This is a genomic window from Pseudomonas kairouanensis, assembly GCF_004682055.1.
GTDB classification, from domain to species: domain Bacteria; phylum Pseudomonadota; class Gammaproteobacteria; order Pseudomonadales; family Pseudomonadaceae; genus Aquipseudomonas; species Aquipseudomonas kairouanensis.
In genome coordinates, this window is sequence record NZ_QUZU01000008.1 from 84,919 (window position 1) to 99,687 (window position 14,769).

The following is a 14,769-nucleotide window of genomic DNA, read 5'->3' on the forward strand; positions in this document are numbered from 1 at the left end:
TCCGACTTGTCGGCTAGCATCGCCCTTTTGCCAGGACCGGACTGCCGACCATGAAAATCGTCTCCTTCAATATCAACGGGCTGCGCGCCCGCCCTCATCAGCTGGCGGCACTGATCGAGAAGCACCAACCAGACGTGATCGGCCTGCAAGAAACCAAGGTCCACGATGACCAGTTCCCGCTCGCCGAAGTACAGGCCCTGGGCTATCACGTTTACTACCATGGGCAAAAAGGCCACTACGGCGTCGCGCTGCTGTCGCGCCAGCCGGCGCTGAGCCTGCACAAAGGTTTTGCCAGCGACGAAGAAGACGCACAGCGCCGGTTTATCTGGGGCACCTTCGCCGATGAAAACGGCCACCCGATCACCATCATGAACGGCTATTTCCCCCAGGGCGAAAGCCGCGACCACCCCACCAAGTTCCCGGCCAAGCAGCGCTTCTATGAAGACCTGCAACAGTTGCTGGAAAGCCAGTTCAGCAATGAGCAGGCGCTGGTGGTGATGGGCGACATCAACATCTCCCCGGAAGATATCGACATCGGCATCGGCGCCGACAACGCCAAGCGCTGGCTCAAGACCGGCAAGTGCAGCTTCCTGCCGGAAGAGCGCGAGTGGATGGCCCGCTTGAAAAACTGGGGCCTGGTGGACAGTTTCCGCCACCTCAACCCTACCGTGGCCGACCGCTTCAGCTGGTTCGACTACCGCAGCCGTGGGTTTGAGGATGAGCCCAAGCGCGGGCTGCGCATTGATGTGATTTTGGCCTCCAATGGCCTGCTGCCTCGGGTCAAGGATGCGGGGGTGGATTACGAGTTGCGTGGCTTGGAGAAACCTTCGGACCATGCGCCGATTTGGCTTGAGCTGAGCTGATTTCAAGCTGAGCGCATTCCTATTGTGGGAACAGGCTTGTGTGGGAGCGGGCTTGCTCGCGAAAGCAGGGTGTCAGTCAACGCATTCGAGTCTGACCCACCGCTTTCGCGAGCAAGCCCGCTCCCACATTTTGCCCTCTAGGGTGCCAGTCATATTTGTGAAACCTGTCTGACTTATTCTCGCGGCACTCCCTTTGGCTTGAGAAGGTGCCGGCATGAGGCTGCGCGTTCTGTTCCTGCTGGTCCTGCTTCCCCTGTTCGCAGTTGCTGCCCCCCTTCCCGTTCCTGACCAAGGTCCCGCGTTGCGCATCCAGGGCTCCAACACCATTGGCGCGGCGCTAGGACCGGCATTGGTCAAGGGGTTGATGGAGCAGCAGGGCTTGCAGGCGGTGCTCAGTGAACCCGCCGAAGGTGCCATTGAACAGCGCATCATCGGCAAGACGCGTCAGGGCAGAACGGTGATCATCGAAGTCGCTGCCCACGGGTCCAGTACCGGGTTCAGTGCGCTGAAAAAATCCAGCGCCGACCTGGCGGCGTCATCCCGGCCGATCAAGGACAGTGAACTGGTGGAGCTCGAACCCCTGGGCGATCTGAAAAGCCCGGAGGCCGAACAAGTGATCGCCATCGACGGACTGGCCATCATCCTCAACCCGCAAAACCCGCTGAATACCCTGAACACCGAACAACTGGCGCAGATCTTCAATGGCGAAATCAGCACTTGGGAAGCGTTGGGGGGCGTGGGTGGGGCTATTCATTTATATGCGCGCGATGATCAGTCCGGCACCTACGACACCTTCAAGGAACTGGTCCTGCGCCTGCGCGGCAAACCGTTGGCCGTGACGGCGCAGCGTTTTGAGTCCAGCGAACAGTTGTCTGACGCCGTCAGCCGAGACCGGCAGGGCATCGGTTTTATCGGCCTGCCTTATGTGCGCCAGGCCAAGGCTGTGGCGATTGTCGACGGCGACTCACAACCGATGTTGCCGCTAAACAGCCTGATCGCCACCGAAGATTACCCGCTGTCGCGTCGGCTGTTTTTCTACCTGCCGCCCTCTAGCCACAACCCCTGGGCCAAGGCGCTGGTGGACTTTACCCAGAGCAGCAAGGGCCAGGCGATTGTCGCGGCCAGCGGGTTTATTGCGCAGCAGGTCCAAGCGATGACCGTGGAGCCGCGCTCATCGATGCCCGAGGACTACCAAGCCATCGCGCGCCAAGCCCAGCGCTTGACCGTGAACTTTCGTTTCGAAGAAGGCAGCGCCAGCCTCGACAACAAGGCGCGCCAGGATTTGCAGCGGGTGGTGGCGTATCTCAAAGCCCACGGCAAGCTCGACAAGCAGGTGACGCTGGTGGGGTTTGGCGATGCCAAGAATAATCCGCAGCGGGCGGCACTGCTGTCGAAGTTGCGGGGCATGGCGGTGCGCCGGGAGTTGGTGAAAAGCGGCGTGGTGCTGAGGGATATCCGCGGGTTTGGTGCGCAGATGCCGGTGGCGGCGAATACGGCGGATGAGGGGCGGATCAAGAATCGGCGGGTGGAGGTTTGGGTGTACTGAGCCCTGGGTTTTTTGGTGTTGCTACTGGCCTCATCGGGGGCAAGCCCCCTCCCACATTCGACCGCATTCCTACTGAAGAAACGTGGTCAAGTGTGGGAGCGGGCTTGCTCGCGAATGCAGGCAACTCGGTCTTAATTATTGCCCGCTACGCAGCAACTCCCGAGGCACATACTTACCAAGCTCAAACTTGCCAATCGCCGCCCGGTGCACTTCATCCGGGCCGTCGGCCAGGCGCAGGGTGCGTTGCATGGCGTACATGTAGGCCAACGGGAAGTCATTGGAAACCCCGGCGCCACCGTGGATCTGGATCGCACGGTCGATCACCTTCAACGCCACATTAGGCGCTACTACCTTGATCTGGGCGATTTCGCTTTTCGCAACCTTATTGCCTGCGGTGTCCATCATGTAGGCCGCTTTCAGGGTCAGCAGGCGCGCCATGTCGATTTCCATGCGCGAGTCGGCGATCTTGTCGATATTGCCGCCCAAGCGGGCCAACGGTTTACCGAACGCGGTACGGCTGACGGCGCGTTTGCACATCAATTCCAGCGCGCGCTCGGCCATGCCGATGGAGCGCATGCAGTGGTGGATGCGGCCTGGGCCAAGGCGACCTTGGGCGATTTCAAAGCCACGGCCTTCACCGAGCAGAACGTTTTCGTACGGCACGCGCACATTGTCAAACAGCACTTCGGCGTGGCCGTGGGGCGCGTCGTCGTAGCCGAATACCGGCAGTGGTCGCACGATTTTTACACCGGGGGTGTCCACCGGCACCAGGATCATCGAGTGCTGCTGGTGACGCGGCGCGTCCGGGTTGCTCAAGCCCATGAAGATCAGGATCTTGCAGCGCGGGTCGCACGCGCCGGAGGTCCACCATTTTTTGCCGTTGATTACCCACTCGTCACCCTGGCGCTCGGCGCGGGCGGCCATGTTGGTGGCATCCGAGGAGGCCACGTCCGGTTCGGTCATGGCAAACGCCGAGCGGATCTCGCCGCGCAGCAGCGGTTGCAGCCAGCGCTCTTTTTGCTCTTCGTTGGCGTAGCGCACCAGCACTTCCATGTTGCCGGTGTCGGGGGCGGAGCAGTTGAACGGCTCCGGGCCCAGCAGGGAGCGGCCCATGATTTCGGCCAAGGGCGCGTATTCAAGGTTGGTGAGGCCGGCCCCCAGTTCGGATTCGGGCAGGAACAGGTTCCACAACCCTTCAGCCTTAGCCTTGGCTTTGAGCTCTTCCATGATGGCGGTGGGCTGCCAGCGGTCGCCTTCGTTGACCTGGCGTTCGAACACCGGCTCGGCCGGGTAGACGTAAGTGTCCATAAACGCGGTGACGCGTTCACGCAGTTCCTGAACCTTGGGCGAATAGGCGAAATCCATGAGCAGCTCCCTTCTCTGAGAGGTTGTTTAGGTCATGCAATCGATGCTAGAACAGCGTTGATAATTTACCTAGCCTATTCTCGGCGTGTATTAACATTCATCACCGATATATGATCGGGCTATCGCCACCTAACAATAAGAGCGCATCGCACATGAATCTGAGCAAGGTCGACCTCAACCTGTTTATCGTCTTTGACGCGATCTACACCGAAGCCAACCTGACCCGCGCCGGGCAGATCGTGGGCATTACTCAGCCGGCCGTGTCCAACGCCCTGGCGCGTCTTCGGGAAACCTTCAACGACCCGCTGTTTGTGCGCACCGCCCAAGGCATGGTGCCCACGCCCATGGCCCAGAACATCATCGGCCCGGTGCGCAATGCGCTGTCGCTGCTGCGGGTGTCGGTGCAGGAAAGCCGCATCTTCAACCCGCAACAGGCGGCCAAGACCTATCGCATCAGCATGACCGACCTTACCGAGGCGGTGATTCTGCCATTGCTGTTCCAGCGCCTGCGCCGCCTGGCGCCCACGGTGGTGATCGAAAGTTTCCTGTCCAAACGCCGCGAAACCACCAAGGAACTCGCCGCCGGACGCCTGGATTTTGCCGTGGACGCGCCGCTCAACACCGACCCCCAGGTGCGTCACGTCAAGCTGATGGAGGACCGCTACGTGTGCGCCATGCGCAAGGGCCATCCGCTGGCGGCCAAGGACAAGCTGAGCCTGGATGATTACCTGGGGCTGACCCACATTCATATCTCCAGCCGCCGCAATGGCCTGGGGCATGTGGACCTGGCGCTAGGCAAGATGGGGCTGCAACGCAAGATCGCGCTGCGTTCCCAGCATTACCTGATGGCCTCGCAAGTGCTGCAGCAGACCGACATGGTGATGACCGTGCCCGAACGCTTCGCCCGTCGCCATGAGCTGCACTGGTTCAACCTGCCGGTCAACGACGTACCGCCGGTGGAAACTCACCTGTATTGGCACGAAAGCACCGACCAGGACCCGGCGAACCGCTGGATGCGTGAGCAGATGATTGAGTTGTGCCAGCAGGTGACGGCCCATGAGAAGAAGCTGGATGGCAAGCAGGCTTGACGTTAACGTCAACCTGGCTTTAGCTTAGCGCCAAGACTTTCTTGAGCGCCGTCCATGAGCACCACCTACAGCATCTCCGACCTCGCCCGCGAGCTCGACATCACCACACGCGCCATTCGCTTCTACGAGGAACAAGGCCTGCTGGCCCCGGAACGCCGGGGCCAGGAGCGCATTTACTCGGCGCGGGACAAGGTCAGCCTCAAGCTGATCCTGCGGGGCAAGCGCATCGGTTTTTCCCTGGCCGAATGCCGCGAACTCATCGAACTCTACGACCCCACCAGCGGCAACCACGTCCAGCTCAACAGCATGCTTGCCAAGATCACCGAGCGCCGTGCGCAGCTGGAACAACAACTGCTGGATATCGAACAAATGAAGCTGGAACTGGACACCGCCGAAGAGCGCTGCACCCAGGCCCTGGCCCTCACCCTGCGCCAAGCCGGCCATTGACCAGAAGGTAACTGCCATGTCCCTCCCCTCCCATGTACGCCTGGTGGAAGTCGGCCCGCGCGACGGCTTGCAAAACGAAGCCCAGCCCATCAGCGTGGCAGACAAGGTCCGGCTAGTGGATGCATTGAGTGCTGCCGGTGTGGGCTACATCGAAGTCGGCAGTTTTGTCTCACCCAAATGGGTGCCGCAAATGGCCGGTTCTGCCGAGGTGTTCGCACACATCCAGCGCAAGCCCGGCGTGACCTACGCCGCACTGGCGCCGAACCTGCGCGGTTTTGAAGATGCGCTGGCTGCCGGGGTCAAGGAGGTGGCGGTGTTTGCGGCGGCGTCCGAGGCGTTTTCCCAGCGCAATATCAATTGCTCCATCAGCCAGAGCCTGGAGCGTTTTGTACCGATCATGGCAGCCGCCAAGCAGCAGGGCATCAGCGTGCGTGGGTATGTGTCCTGTGTGTTGGGTTGCCCTTACGAAGGCCAGGTTGCGCCGGAGCAAGTCGCCGCCGTGGCGCGGGAGCTGTATGCCATGGGCTGCTATGAGGTATCCCTGGGCGACACCATCGGCACCGGCACGGCAGGCGCCACACGCAGGCTGTTCGAGGTGGTGGGCGCGCAGATACCCCGGGAAAAGCTCGCCGGGCACTTTCATGACACCTATGGCCAGGCGGTTGCAAATATCTATGCCAGCCTGCTGGAAGGTATCAACGTGTTTGACAGCTCTATCGCGGGCCTCGGCGGCTGCCCCTATGCCAAGGGCGCCAGTGGTAACGTCGCCACCGAAGACGTGGTGTACCTGCTCGATGGCCTGGGTATCCACACCGGTATCAACTTGGAGGCATTGATTGGCGCGGGTCTGCAAATCAGCAGCGTGCTAGGCAGGCCTACGGGTTCGCGCGTGGCCAAGGCGCGTAACGCCGGTTGAGTAGCTTAGCCGTGACAATGTGTTACCGCACACCTACACATCGAGTAACACGGGAACATATTTTGTGATATTTGCCGTAGGTCATTTCTTTCAAAAAAGCTAAACCATTGATTTTAAAGGAATTTTAAAAGTTGGCACGGCTTCTGCTATCTCTATGGCATAACAAGAATAAAAAGCGCCAAACCTAATAAAAATAAGACGAAACGACTCTGATATAACAAAAACAACACGGCAGAGACGCAGCTAACAGATTTTTTTGGAGAAGATGTGCTTCGCAGGGAACGGCAATGCCGAAACCCGCGACCAGTAGAGAAAAATAAAACTACCTTCAGGTAGCTACCCACTGGTTGGATCGATCACGAAGAAGCAGGTCAGCGCTCAAAAAAATACGTTTGCTCTTGACCCCGGATGGGGGTCGCCAAAAACAGCGGTAAAGGGTCACGGCTGCCAAAAACAACAATAGGCCGCCCCTCAATAATAAAAAAAGAGCACGCAACGACAAATTAAAGGGGACCTTAGGGTCCCCTTTGTGCTTTCTGCGATTTGATAAATTCCGGTCGGACACCCATCAGAAAATGTGGGAGGGGGCTTGCTCCCTCCCACATTGGATCTGCGGTGTCAGGTAGAGCGAGTTCGCAACTCTTCAATCGAGATTTCGCGCATGCGAAATTTCTGGATCTTGCCCGTCACCGTCATCGGAAACTCATCCACGAACTTGAAGTGCCTGGGCGTCTTGAAATGCGCGATCCGGTCCTTGCACCAGGTCTGCAGCTCCAGCGCGTTGGCCACCTGGCCTGGGTGGAACTTGATCCACGCCACAATCTCTTCGCCGTAGCGCTCATCCGGAATACCAATGACCTGCACGTCCGCCACCGCCGGGTGAGTGAAGAAAAACTCTTCAAGCTCGCGTGGGTACACGTTCTCACCCCCGCGAATGATCATGTCCTTGTTGCGACCGGCGATGCACACGTAGCCCTGCTCATCCATGCTCGCCAGGTCGCCGGTGTGCATCCAGCCCGCGTCGTCGATGGCTTCGCGGGTGGCGTCAGGGTTGTTCCAGTAGCCGAGCATCACGCTGTAGCCACGGGTACACAGCTCGCCGATCTGGCCACGGGCGACGGTGTTGCCCGCGGGGTCGATGATCTTGCTTTCCAATTGCGGCTGGGTGCGGCCCACGGTGGTAACGCGGCGTTCCAGGTCGTCATTGGCGCCGGTCTGCAGCGACACCGGGCTGGTTTCGGTCATGCCGTAGGCGATCTGCACTTCGCCCATGTGCAACTCGCTGATGACCCGACGCATCACTTCGATGGGGCATGTGGCGCCAGCCATGATGCCGGTGCGCAGGTTGGTCAGGTCGAATTCGCCACGGCGGGGGTGATCGAGCATGGCGATAAACATAGTGGGCACGCCGTACAGTCCGGTGGCGCGCTCTTCGGCGAGAGCTGTCAGGGTCAACAACGGATCGAAGCCGTCATTGGGGTAAATCATCGTGGTGCCGTGGGTGATGCAGCCCAGGTTGCCCATCACCATGCCGAAGCAGTGATACAGCGGCACCGGGATCACCAGGCGGTCTTGGGCAGTCAGGCCGAGGCTTTCGCCGACCATGTAACCGTTATTGAGAATGTTGTGATGACTGAGGGTGGCACCCTTGGGGAAACCGGTGGTACCGGAGGTGTACTGGATGTTTACCGGTTGATCGAAGTGCAAGCTGGCCTGACGGGTATGCAGCTGCTCAGGCGGGACGCCTGCGCCGAGGGCCGCAAGCTGCGACCAGGGCATGAAGCCTGCGGGTGGCGTGGGGTCTAGGCTGATAACGCCGCGTAGGTCTGGCTTCAATTCCTGCAGCATGGCGTGGTAGTCGGAACTCTTGAACGCGCCCGCACACACCAACCATTGACAGCCGGACTGCCTGAGCACGTAGTCCAGTTCAGTGCTGCGATAGGCCGGGTTGATGTTCACCAGGACCACCCCGAGCTTGGCGCTGGCGATCTGGCTGATGCACCACTCGGCGCAGTTTGGTGCCCAGATCCCCAGGCGATCCCCCGCCTGCATGCCCAGGGCCAAGAAAGCACGGGCGTGCAGGTCAACCGCGTCGGCCAATTGCCGCCAGGTGTACCGGCGCTGCTGATGGCACACCACCAAGGCCTCGCCATCGGGAAAGTGTGCAACGGTGTTGTCGAAAGCCTGACCAATCGTCATGGCCAGCAAGGGTTTTTCCTGGGAGCCACGGCTGTAGCTCTGGTTCGGTTGTTCCATAACGACCCCTGTTGTCTTTTTTGTAGGTTGACGTATACGTAAACTACGATTGACAGCTTCGTAACGCAAGCTTACGTTAACGTAAAGGTGAGCACGTTCCCCCTTCTCTCATAAAAACAATGTTCAACTAAAGGTGCCTGTCCATGAGTTACCCGTCCCTGAACTTCGCCCTCGGCGAAACCATCGACATGCTGCGCGACCAAGTGCAGTCCTTCGTAGCCAAGGAAATCGCACCCCGCGCGGCCCAGATCGACAGTGACAACCTGTTCCCTGCCGATCTGTGGCGCAAGTTCGGTGACATGGGCCTGCTCGGGATCACCGTGCCAGAAGAATACGGCGGCGCCGGCCTGGGTTACCTGGCCCATGTGGTGACCATGGAAGAGATCAGCCGCGGCTCAGCCTCGGTGGCGTTGTCCTACGGCGCCCATTCCAACCTGTGTGTGAACCAGATCAACCGCAACGGCAACCACGCGCAAAAACTCAAGTACCTGCCTCAACTCATCAGCGGCGAACACGTTGGCGCCCTGGCCATGAGCGAGCCCAATGCCGGCTCCGATGTGGTCTCGATGAAACTGCGCGCCGACAAACACGGCGATCATTACGTGCTCAACGGCAGCAAGACCTGGATCACCAACGGCCCCGACGCCAACACCTACGTGATCTACGCCAAGACCGACCTGGAAAAGGGCCCCCACGGCATCACCGCGTTTATCGTCGAACGCGACTGGAAAGGCTTCAGCCGCAGCAACAAGTTCGACAAGTTGGGCATGCGCGGCTCAAACACCTGCGAGCTGTTTTTCGATGACGTGCAAGTGCCCGAAGAAAACATCCTCGGCGCCCTCAACGGCGGCGTAAAAGTGCTGATGAGCGGCCTGGACTACGAGCGCGTAGTGCTCTCCGGCGGCCCCACCGGCATCATGCAAGCCTGCATGGACCTGATCGTGCCCTACATCCACGACCGCAAGCAGTTCGGCCAGAGCATCGGCGAATTCCAGCTGATCCAGGGCAAGGTCGCCGACATGTACACCCAACTCAACGCCAGCCGCGCCTACCTTTACGCGGTGGCCCAAGCCTGCGAGCGCGGCGAAACCACGCGCAAGGACGCCGCCGGGGTGATTCTCTACAGCGCCGAACGCGCGACACAGATGGCGCTGGACGCGATCCAGATTCTGGGCGGCAACGGCTATATCAACGAATTCCCTGCCGGTCGCCTGCTGCGCGACGCCAAGTTGTACGAAATCGGCGCGGGCACCAGTGAGATTCGCCGCATGTTGATCGGTCGCGAACTGTTCAACGAAACCCGCTGAGGGCGCGATCCATGGCCACCTTGCACACTCAACTGAACCCCCGCTCGGCGGAGTTCGCCGCCAATAGCGCCGCGATGCGCCAACAGGTCGACGCCCTGCACAGCCTGCTCGCCCATGTGCAGCAAGGCGGCGGTGCCAAGGCCCAGGAGCGGCACACGTCGCGGGGCAAACTGCTGCCTCGCGAACGGATCAATCGCCTGCTCGACCCTGGTTCGCCGTTCCTTGAACTTAGCCAACTCGCCGCCCACCAGGTGTATGGCGAAGACGTGCCCGCTGCCGGGGTAATCGCCGGTATCGGCCGCGTGGAGGGCGTGGAATGCATGATCGTCGCCAACGACGCCACGGTCAAAGGCGGCTCCTACTACCCGCTCACCGTAAAAAAACACCTGCGCGCCCAGACCATCGCCGAGCAGAACCGCCTGCCCTGCATCTACCTGGTGGACTCCGGCGGCGCCAACCTGCCGCGCCAGGACGAAGTGTTCCCCGACCGCGAGCACTTCGGGCGGATCTTCTTCAACCAGGCCAACATGAGCGCCCAGGGCATCCCGCAGATCGCCGTGGTGATGGGTTCGTGCACCGCCGGTGGCGCCTACGTGCCAGCCATGGCGGACGAAGCGATCATGGTGCGCCAGCAAGCCACCATCTTTCTGGCCGGTCCGCCGTTGGTAAAGGCCGCGACCGGTGAAGTGGTAAGTGCCGAAGACCTGGGCGGTGCCGATGTGCATTGCAAGATCTCCGGCGTGGCCGACCACTATGCCGACAACGATGAGCACGCATTGGCCTTGGCCCGCCGCAGCGTGGCCAACCTGAACTGGCGCAAGCACGGCCAGTTGGTGCAACGCCCGTCGGTGGCACCGCTGTACGACAGCGAAGAGTTGTACGGCGTCATTCCCGCCGACGCCAAGCAGCCGTTCGATGTGCGTGAAGTGATTGCGCGACTGGTGGACGGCTCGGTGTTCGATGAGTTCAAGGCGCTGTTTGGCACCACGCTGGTATGCGGCTTTGCCCACCTGCACGGCTACCCGATTGCGATCCTCGCCAACAACGGGATTCTGTTCGCCGAAGCCGCACAAAAAGGCGCGCACTTTATCGAACTGGCCTGCCAGCGTGGAATTCCCCTGGTGTTTTTGCAGAACATCACCGGTTTTATGGTTGGCCAGAAGTACGAAGCTGGCGGTATCGCCAAGCATGGCGCCAAGCTGGTCACTGCCGTGGCCTGTGCCAAGGTACCGAAGTTCACCGTGATCATCGGCGGCAGTTTTGGCGCGGGTAACTATGGCATGTGCGGCCGCGCCTACGACCCGCGCTTTTTGTGGATGTGGCCCAATGCGCGCATCGGCGTGATGGGCGCCGAGCAGGCCGCCGGGGTGCTGGTGCAGGTCAAGCGTGAACAGGCCGAACGCGCCGGCAATGGTTTCAGTGCCGAAGAAGAAGCAGCGATCAAGCAGCCGATCCTTGACCAGTATGAAACCCAGGGCCACCCCTATTATTCCAGTGCGCGCCTGTGGGATGACGGTGTCATCGACCCGCTGCAAACCCGAGACATCCTGGCCCTGGCCCTGTCCGCCGCGTTGAATGCGCCTATCGAGCCGAGCCGCTTCGGCGTGTTCCGCATGTAAATGGAGCCGTACCCCATGAGCGATTTCAATACCCTCGAACTGATCACCGACCGACGTGGCTTTGCCACGCTGTGGCTCAGTCGTGAAGCCAAGAACAATGCCTTCAACGCCCAGATGATCCGCGAGCTGATCATCGCCCTCGACCAGGTACAAGCCGACCCGTCCCTGCGCTTTCTGCTGCTGCGGGGACGAGGCAAGCATTTCAGCGCCGGTGCCGACCTGGCCTGGATGCAGCAATCGGCCGAACTGGATTACCACACCAACCTGGACGACGCCCGCGAACTGGCGGAACTGATGTACAACCTGGCCAAGCTGAAAATCCCCACGCTGGCAGTGGTGCAAGGCGCGGCCTACGGCGGTGCACTGGGCCTGATCAGTTGCTGCGACATGGCCATTGGCGCCGATGATGCGCAGTTCTGCCTCTCGGAAGTACGCATCGGGCTGGCCCCGGCGGTGATCAGCCCCTTCGTGGTGCAAGCCATCGGCGAACGTGCGGCGCGGCGCTATGCCCTGACCGCCGAACGCTTTGGTGGCCAGCGGGCTCGGGAAATCGGCCTGCTGGCCGAGAGCTACCCTATCGACGACCTGCCCCGGCAGGTGGAGCGATGGATCGCCAACCTGCTGCAAAACAGCCCGGCAGCCATGCGTGCCAGCAAGGATCTGTTGCGGGAGGTGGGCAACGGCGCCCTCACCCCTGCCCTGCGCCGCTATTGTGAAAACGCTATCGCCCGCATCCGCGTCAGCGCCGAAGGCCAGGAAGGCTTGCGCGCGTTCCTGCAAAAACGTGCACCCAGCTGGCAGGCACAGGAGCCGCGTTCATGAGCACATTGACGACCCTGCTGGTGGCCAATCGCGGCGAGATTGCCTGCCGTGTCATGCGGACCGCCAAGGCCATGGGCCTGACCACCGTAGCCGTGCACAGCGTCACTGACCGGAACGCCCGGCACAGCCGTGAAGCGGATATCCGCGTGGACCTCGGCGGCAGCAAGGCCACCGACAGTTACCTGCAGATCGACAAATTGATCGCCGCCGCCCACGCCAGTGGCGCCCAGGCAATTCACCCCGGCTACGGCTTTTTGTCGGAGAACGCAGGGTTCGCCCGCGCGATTGAGGCCGCCGGCTTGATCTTCCTCGGCCCGCCCGCCTCGGCCATTGATGCCATGGGCAGCAAGTCCGCCGCCAAAACCCTGATGGAAACCGCCGGCGTACCGCTGGTACCGGGTTACCACGGGCAAGCCCAGGACCTGGACACCTTCCGCGCGGCCTGTGAGCGCATCGGTTACCCCGTGTTGCTCAAGGCCACGGCCGGGGGCGGCGGCAAGGGCATGAAGGTGGTGGAGGACGTCAGCCAACTGGCCGAAGCCCTGGCCTCGGCCCAGCGTGAGGCGCTGTCGTCGTTCGGCAATGGGCAGATGCTGGTGGAGAAATACCTGCTTAAGCCACGCCATGTGGAGATCCAGGTGTTTGCCGATCAGCACGGGCATTGCTTGTACCTCAATGAGCGCGATTGCTCGATCCAGCGCCGTCACCAGAAAGTGGTCGAGGAAGCACCCGCACCGGGGCTGAGTGCGCAACAGCGCCAGGCCATGGGCGAAGCCGCCGTGCGTGCGGCCCAGGCCATCGGTTACGTGGGCGCGGGCACCGTGGAGTTTTTGCTGGATGCGCGCGGCGAATTCTTTTTTATGGAGATGAACACCCGACTGCAGGTTGAACACCCAGTCACCGAGGCGATTACCGGCCTTGACCTGGTGGCTTGGCAGATTCGCGTGGCCCAGGGCGAGGCACTGCCGATCACCCAAGCGCAGGTGCCTTTGGTGGGGCATGCGATTGAAGTGCGGCTGTATGCCGAAGACCCGGCCAATGATTTCCTGCCGGCCACCGGGCAGTTGGCGCTGTATCGCGAATCTGCCGCCGGCCCTGGGCGCCGGGTGGACAGCGGTGTGGAACAAGGCGATAGCGTGTCGCCCTTCTACGACCCAATGCTCGGCAAGCTGATTGCCTGGGGCGAGGACCGTGAACAGGCACGCCTGCGCTTGCTCGGCATGCTTGACGAGTTTGCGGTGGGCGGGCTCAAGACCAACCTGGGTTTTCTGCGGCGCATCATCGGCCACCCTGCATTCGCGGCGGCCGAGTTGGATACCGGGTTCATCCCGCGTTATCAGGACCAGTTGCTGCCGGCGCCAGGGGCGTTGAGCGATGAGTTCTGGCAGGCGGCCGGGGCAGCCCTCATGCAGAGCATGCCTGCGGGTGAAGGGCCTTGGGCAGACACACGCGGATTTCGCGCGGGCTTGCCAGCACAGATATCTGTGCATTTGAGCTGCAATGGGCAGGATCGGTTGGTGACGCTGGCGGGCACCGCACAGCTGCAAGGCGAGCAGTTGCTGATTGAGCACCAGGGTGTGCGTCGCGCCCATCTGGCGGTTCGCAGCGAAGGCACCCTGTACTTGCGCTGGGATGGCGAGGTGCAAGCAGTGAGCCTGTTCGACCCGATTGCAGCCGTCGAGGCCAACCAATCCCATCAAGGCGGCCTCACGGCGCCGATGAACGGCAGCATCGTGCGCGTGCTGGTGGAGCCAGGCCAGCACGTTGAGGCAGGCACGCAACTGGTGGTGCTCGAAGCGATGAAGATGGAACACAGCATCCGTGCGCCCCAGGCCGGGGTGGTCAAGGCGCTGTTCTGCCAGGAAGGCGAAATGGTTGCCGAAGGTTGCGCGCTGGTGGAACTCGACACGGCGGATTAAAACCTGGCAGTGGCCTGCCTCGCACGTATTGCGCAGCGCGGCGGCCACGGCCTATGAGTCGGCCAGCAGCCATCAGGGCAACCAGCGGGACCTGGCGTTTTCAGTGGAGTATTTGATCGATATGGCCAACGCCAAGGTGGAGCGGTCGTTGCAGGCGCCACAAGCTCAGGCGAACGCATGACAGACACGAAAGAAAAATATTTCTATCTCATGGATAAAAACATTTGACTTGCAAATGATAATGATTATTATTGGACCCAGCTGATCGCGAGATCAGTCGATAGACCAAGAGACCTTAGGTCGGACTTTTGGAATATCTCCTCATCAGGCTAATCACGGTTTTTGACCCGGCTCTTTGGCCGGGTCTTTTTTTTGCCAGTTTCCCTGGCATGGCTTCAGGCTAATGAAGACTGTGTGTTGCTCGATGGCGCGCATGGTAGCAAAAGACTATCGCCAAAAGAAAGCCGAGCCAGCGCTCCAGGCCGGATCTTTGCGAATTAGCGCTTGAGAATCAATCTCATAATCCCTAAGCTGCGGCAGCGTCACGGATGACGCCCCCTACTCCTCTGCAACAATTTTTGCATCCAGCGTTTGCCCCACTCCTGTGTAAGATATCTGCCA

At 60.9% G+C, this 14,769-nt stretch carries 11 protein-coding genes and 1 pseudogene; 10 read left to right on the forward strand and 2 right to left on the reverse strand.

The features are described 5' to 3' along the window. Positions 1 to 50: 50 nt before the first annotated feature. Positions 51 to 863, forward strand: a complete 813-nt coding sequence (gene xthA, locus DYL59_RS09155) for an exodeoxyribonuclease III (protein ID WP_135288891.1) — start codon at positions 51 to 53, stop codon at positions 861 to 863. A gap of 214 nt (positions 864 to 1,077) precedes the next feature. Beyond that, positions 1,078 to 2,409 (forward strand): substrate-binding domain-containing protein, encoded by a 1,332-nt coding sequence (locus DYL59_RS09160; RefSeq protein WP_135288892.1) that lies wholly within the window; start codon positions 1,078 to 1,080, stop codon positions 2,407 to 2,409. A 135-nt stretch (positions 2,410 to 2,544) separates the two neighbouring features. Here the strand turns inward: DYL59_RS09160 and DYL59_RS09165 are convergent, their stop codons facing one another. Continuing rightward, on the reverse strand, positions 2,545 to 3,774 hold the full coding sequence (locus tag DYL59_RS09165) for an acyl-CoA dehydrogenase (protein WP_135288893.1): 1,230 nt from the start codon (positions 3,772 to 3,774) through the stop codon (positions 2,545 to 2,547). Positions 3,775 to 3,926: 152 nt separating this feature from the next. Here DYL59_RS09165 and DYL59_RS09170 point away from each other — a divergent pair, with 152 nt between their 5' ends. From DYL59_RS09170 to DYL59_RS09180, 3 genes are read left to right on the forward strand one after another with little or no spacing between them, the layout of a single operon-like run. Further along, positions 3,927 to 4,862 carry a LysR family transcriptional regulator gene (locus DYL59_RS09170; protein WP_135288894.1) on the forward strand — a complete coding sequence of 312 codons (936 nt, stop codon included), beginning with the start codon at positions 3,927 to 3,929 and terminating at the stop codon, positions 4,860 to 4,862. Between the two features lie 54 nt (positions 4,863 to 4,916). Next, complete coding sequence (locus DYL59_RS09175; protein ID WP_135288895.1) at positions 4,917 to 5,309, forward strand: MerR family transcriptional regulator; 393 nt, start codon at positions 4,917 to 4,919, stop codon at positions 5,307 to 5,309. A gap of 16 nt (positions 5,310 to 5,325) precedes the next feature. Continuing rightward, the gene (locus DYL59_RS09180; RefSeq protein WP_135288896.1) at positions 5,326 to 6,225 is read left to right on the forward strand and encodes a hydroxymethylglutaryl-CoA lyase; all 900 of its coding nucleotides are present in this window, start codon (positions 5,326 to 5,328) and stop codon (positions 6,223 to 6,225) included. A gap of 618 nt (positions 6,226 to 6,843) precedes the next feature. Here DYL59_RS09180 and DYL59_RS09185 read toward each other — a convergent pair. After that, a complete protein-coding gene (locus tag DYL59_RS09185; RefSeq protein WP_135288897.1) occupies positions 6,844 to 8,481 on the reverse strand; it encodes an AMP-binding protein in 1,638 nt (545 codons plus the stop codon). A 143-nt stretch (positions 8,482 to 8,624) separates the two neighbouring features. Here DYL59_RS09185 and DYL59_RS09190 point away from each other — a divergent pair, with 143 nt between their 5' ends. The 5 genes and pseudogenes from DYL59_RS09190 to DYL59_RS09210 all read left to right on the forward strand — a co-directional run. Continuing rightward, positions 8,625 to 9,788 carry an isovaleryl-CoA dehydrogenase gene (locus DYL59_RS09190; protein WP_135288898.1) on the forward strand — a complete coding sequence of 388 codons (1,164 nt, stop codon included), beginning with the start codon at positions 8,625 to 8,627 and terminating at the stop codon, positions 9,786 to 9,788. A gap of 11 nt (positions 9,789 to 9,799) precedes the next feature. Next, positions 9,800 to 11,407: a carboxyl transferase domain-containing protein gene (locus DYL59_RS09195; protein ID WP_135288899.1), complete on the forward strand. Its 1,608-nt coding sequence runs from the start codon at positions 9,800 to 9,802 to the stop codon at positions 11,405 to 11,407. A 15-nt stretch (positions 11,408 to 11,422) separates the two neighbouring features. Then, the gene (locus DYL59_RS09200; RefSeq protein ID WP_135288900.1) at positions 11,423 to 12,229 is read left to right on the forward strand and encodes a gamma-carboxygeranoyl-CoA hydratase; all 807 of its coding nucleotides are present in this window, start codon (positions 11,423 to 11,425) and stop codon (positions 12,227 to 12,229) included. Beyond that, a complete protein-coding gene (locus DYL59_RS09205; RefSeq protein ID WP_135288901.1) occupies positions 12,226 to 14,148 on the forward strand; it encodes an acetyl/propionyl/methylcrotonyl-CoA carboxylase subunit alpha in 1,923 nt (640 codons plus the stop codon). Before DYL59_RS09200 ends, DYL59_RS09205 begins: the two co-directional genes overlap by 4 nt. Before the next feature lie 16 nt (positions 14,149 to 14,164). After that, a pseudogene (locus DYL59_RS09210) lies at positions 14,165 to 14,329 on the forward strand (DUF6124 family protein); the annotation flags it as partial. Positions 14,330 to 14,769: the final 440 nt, after the last annotated feature.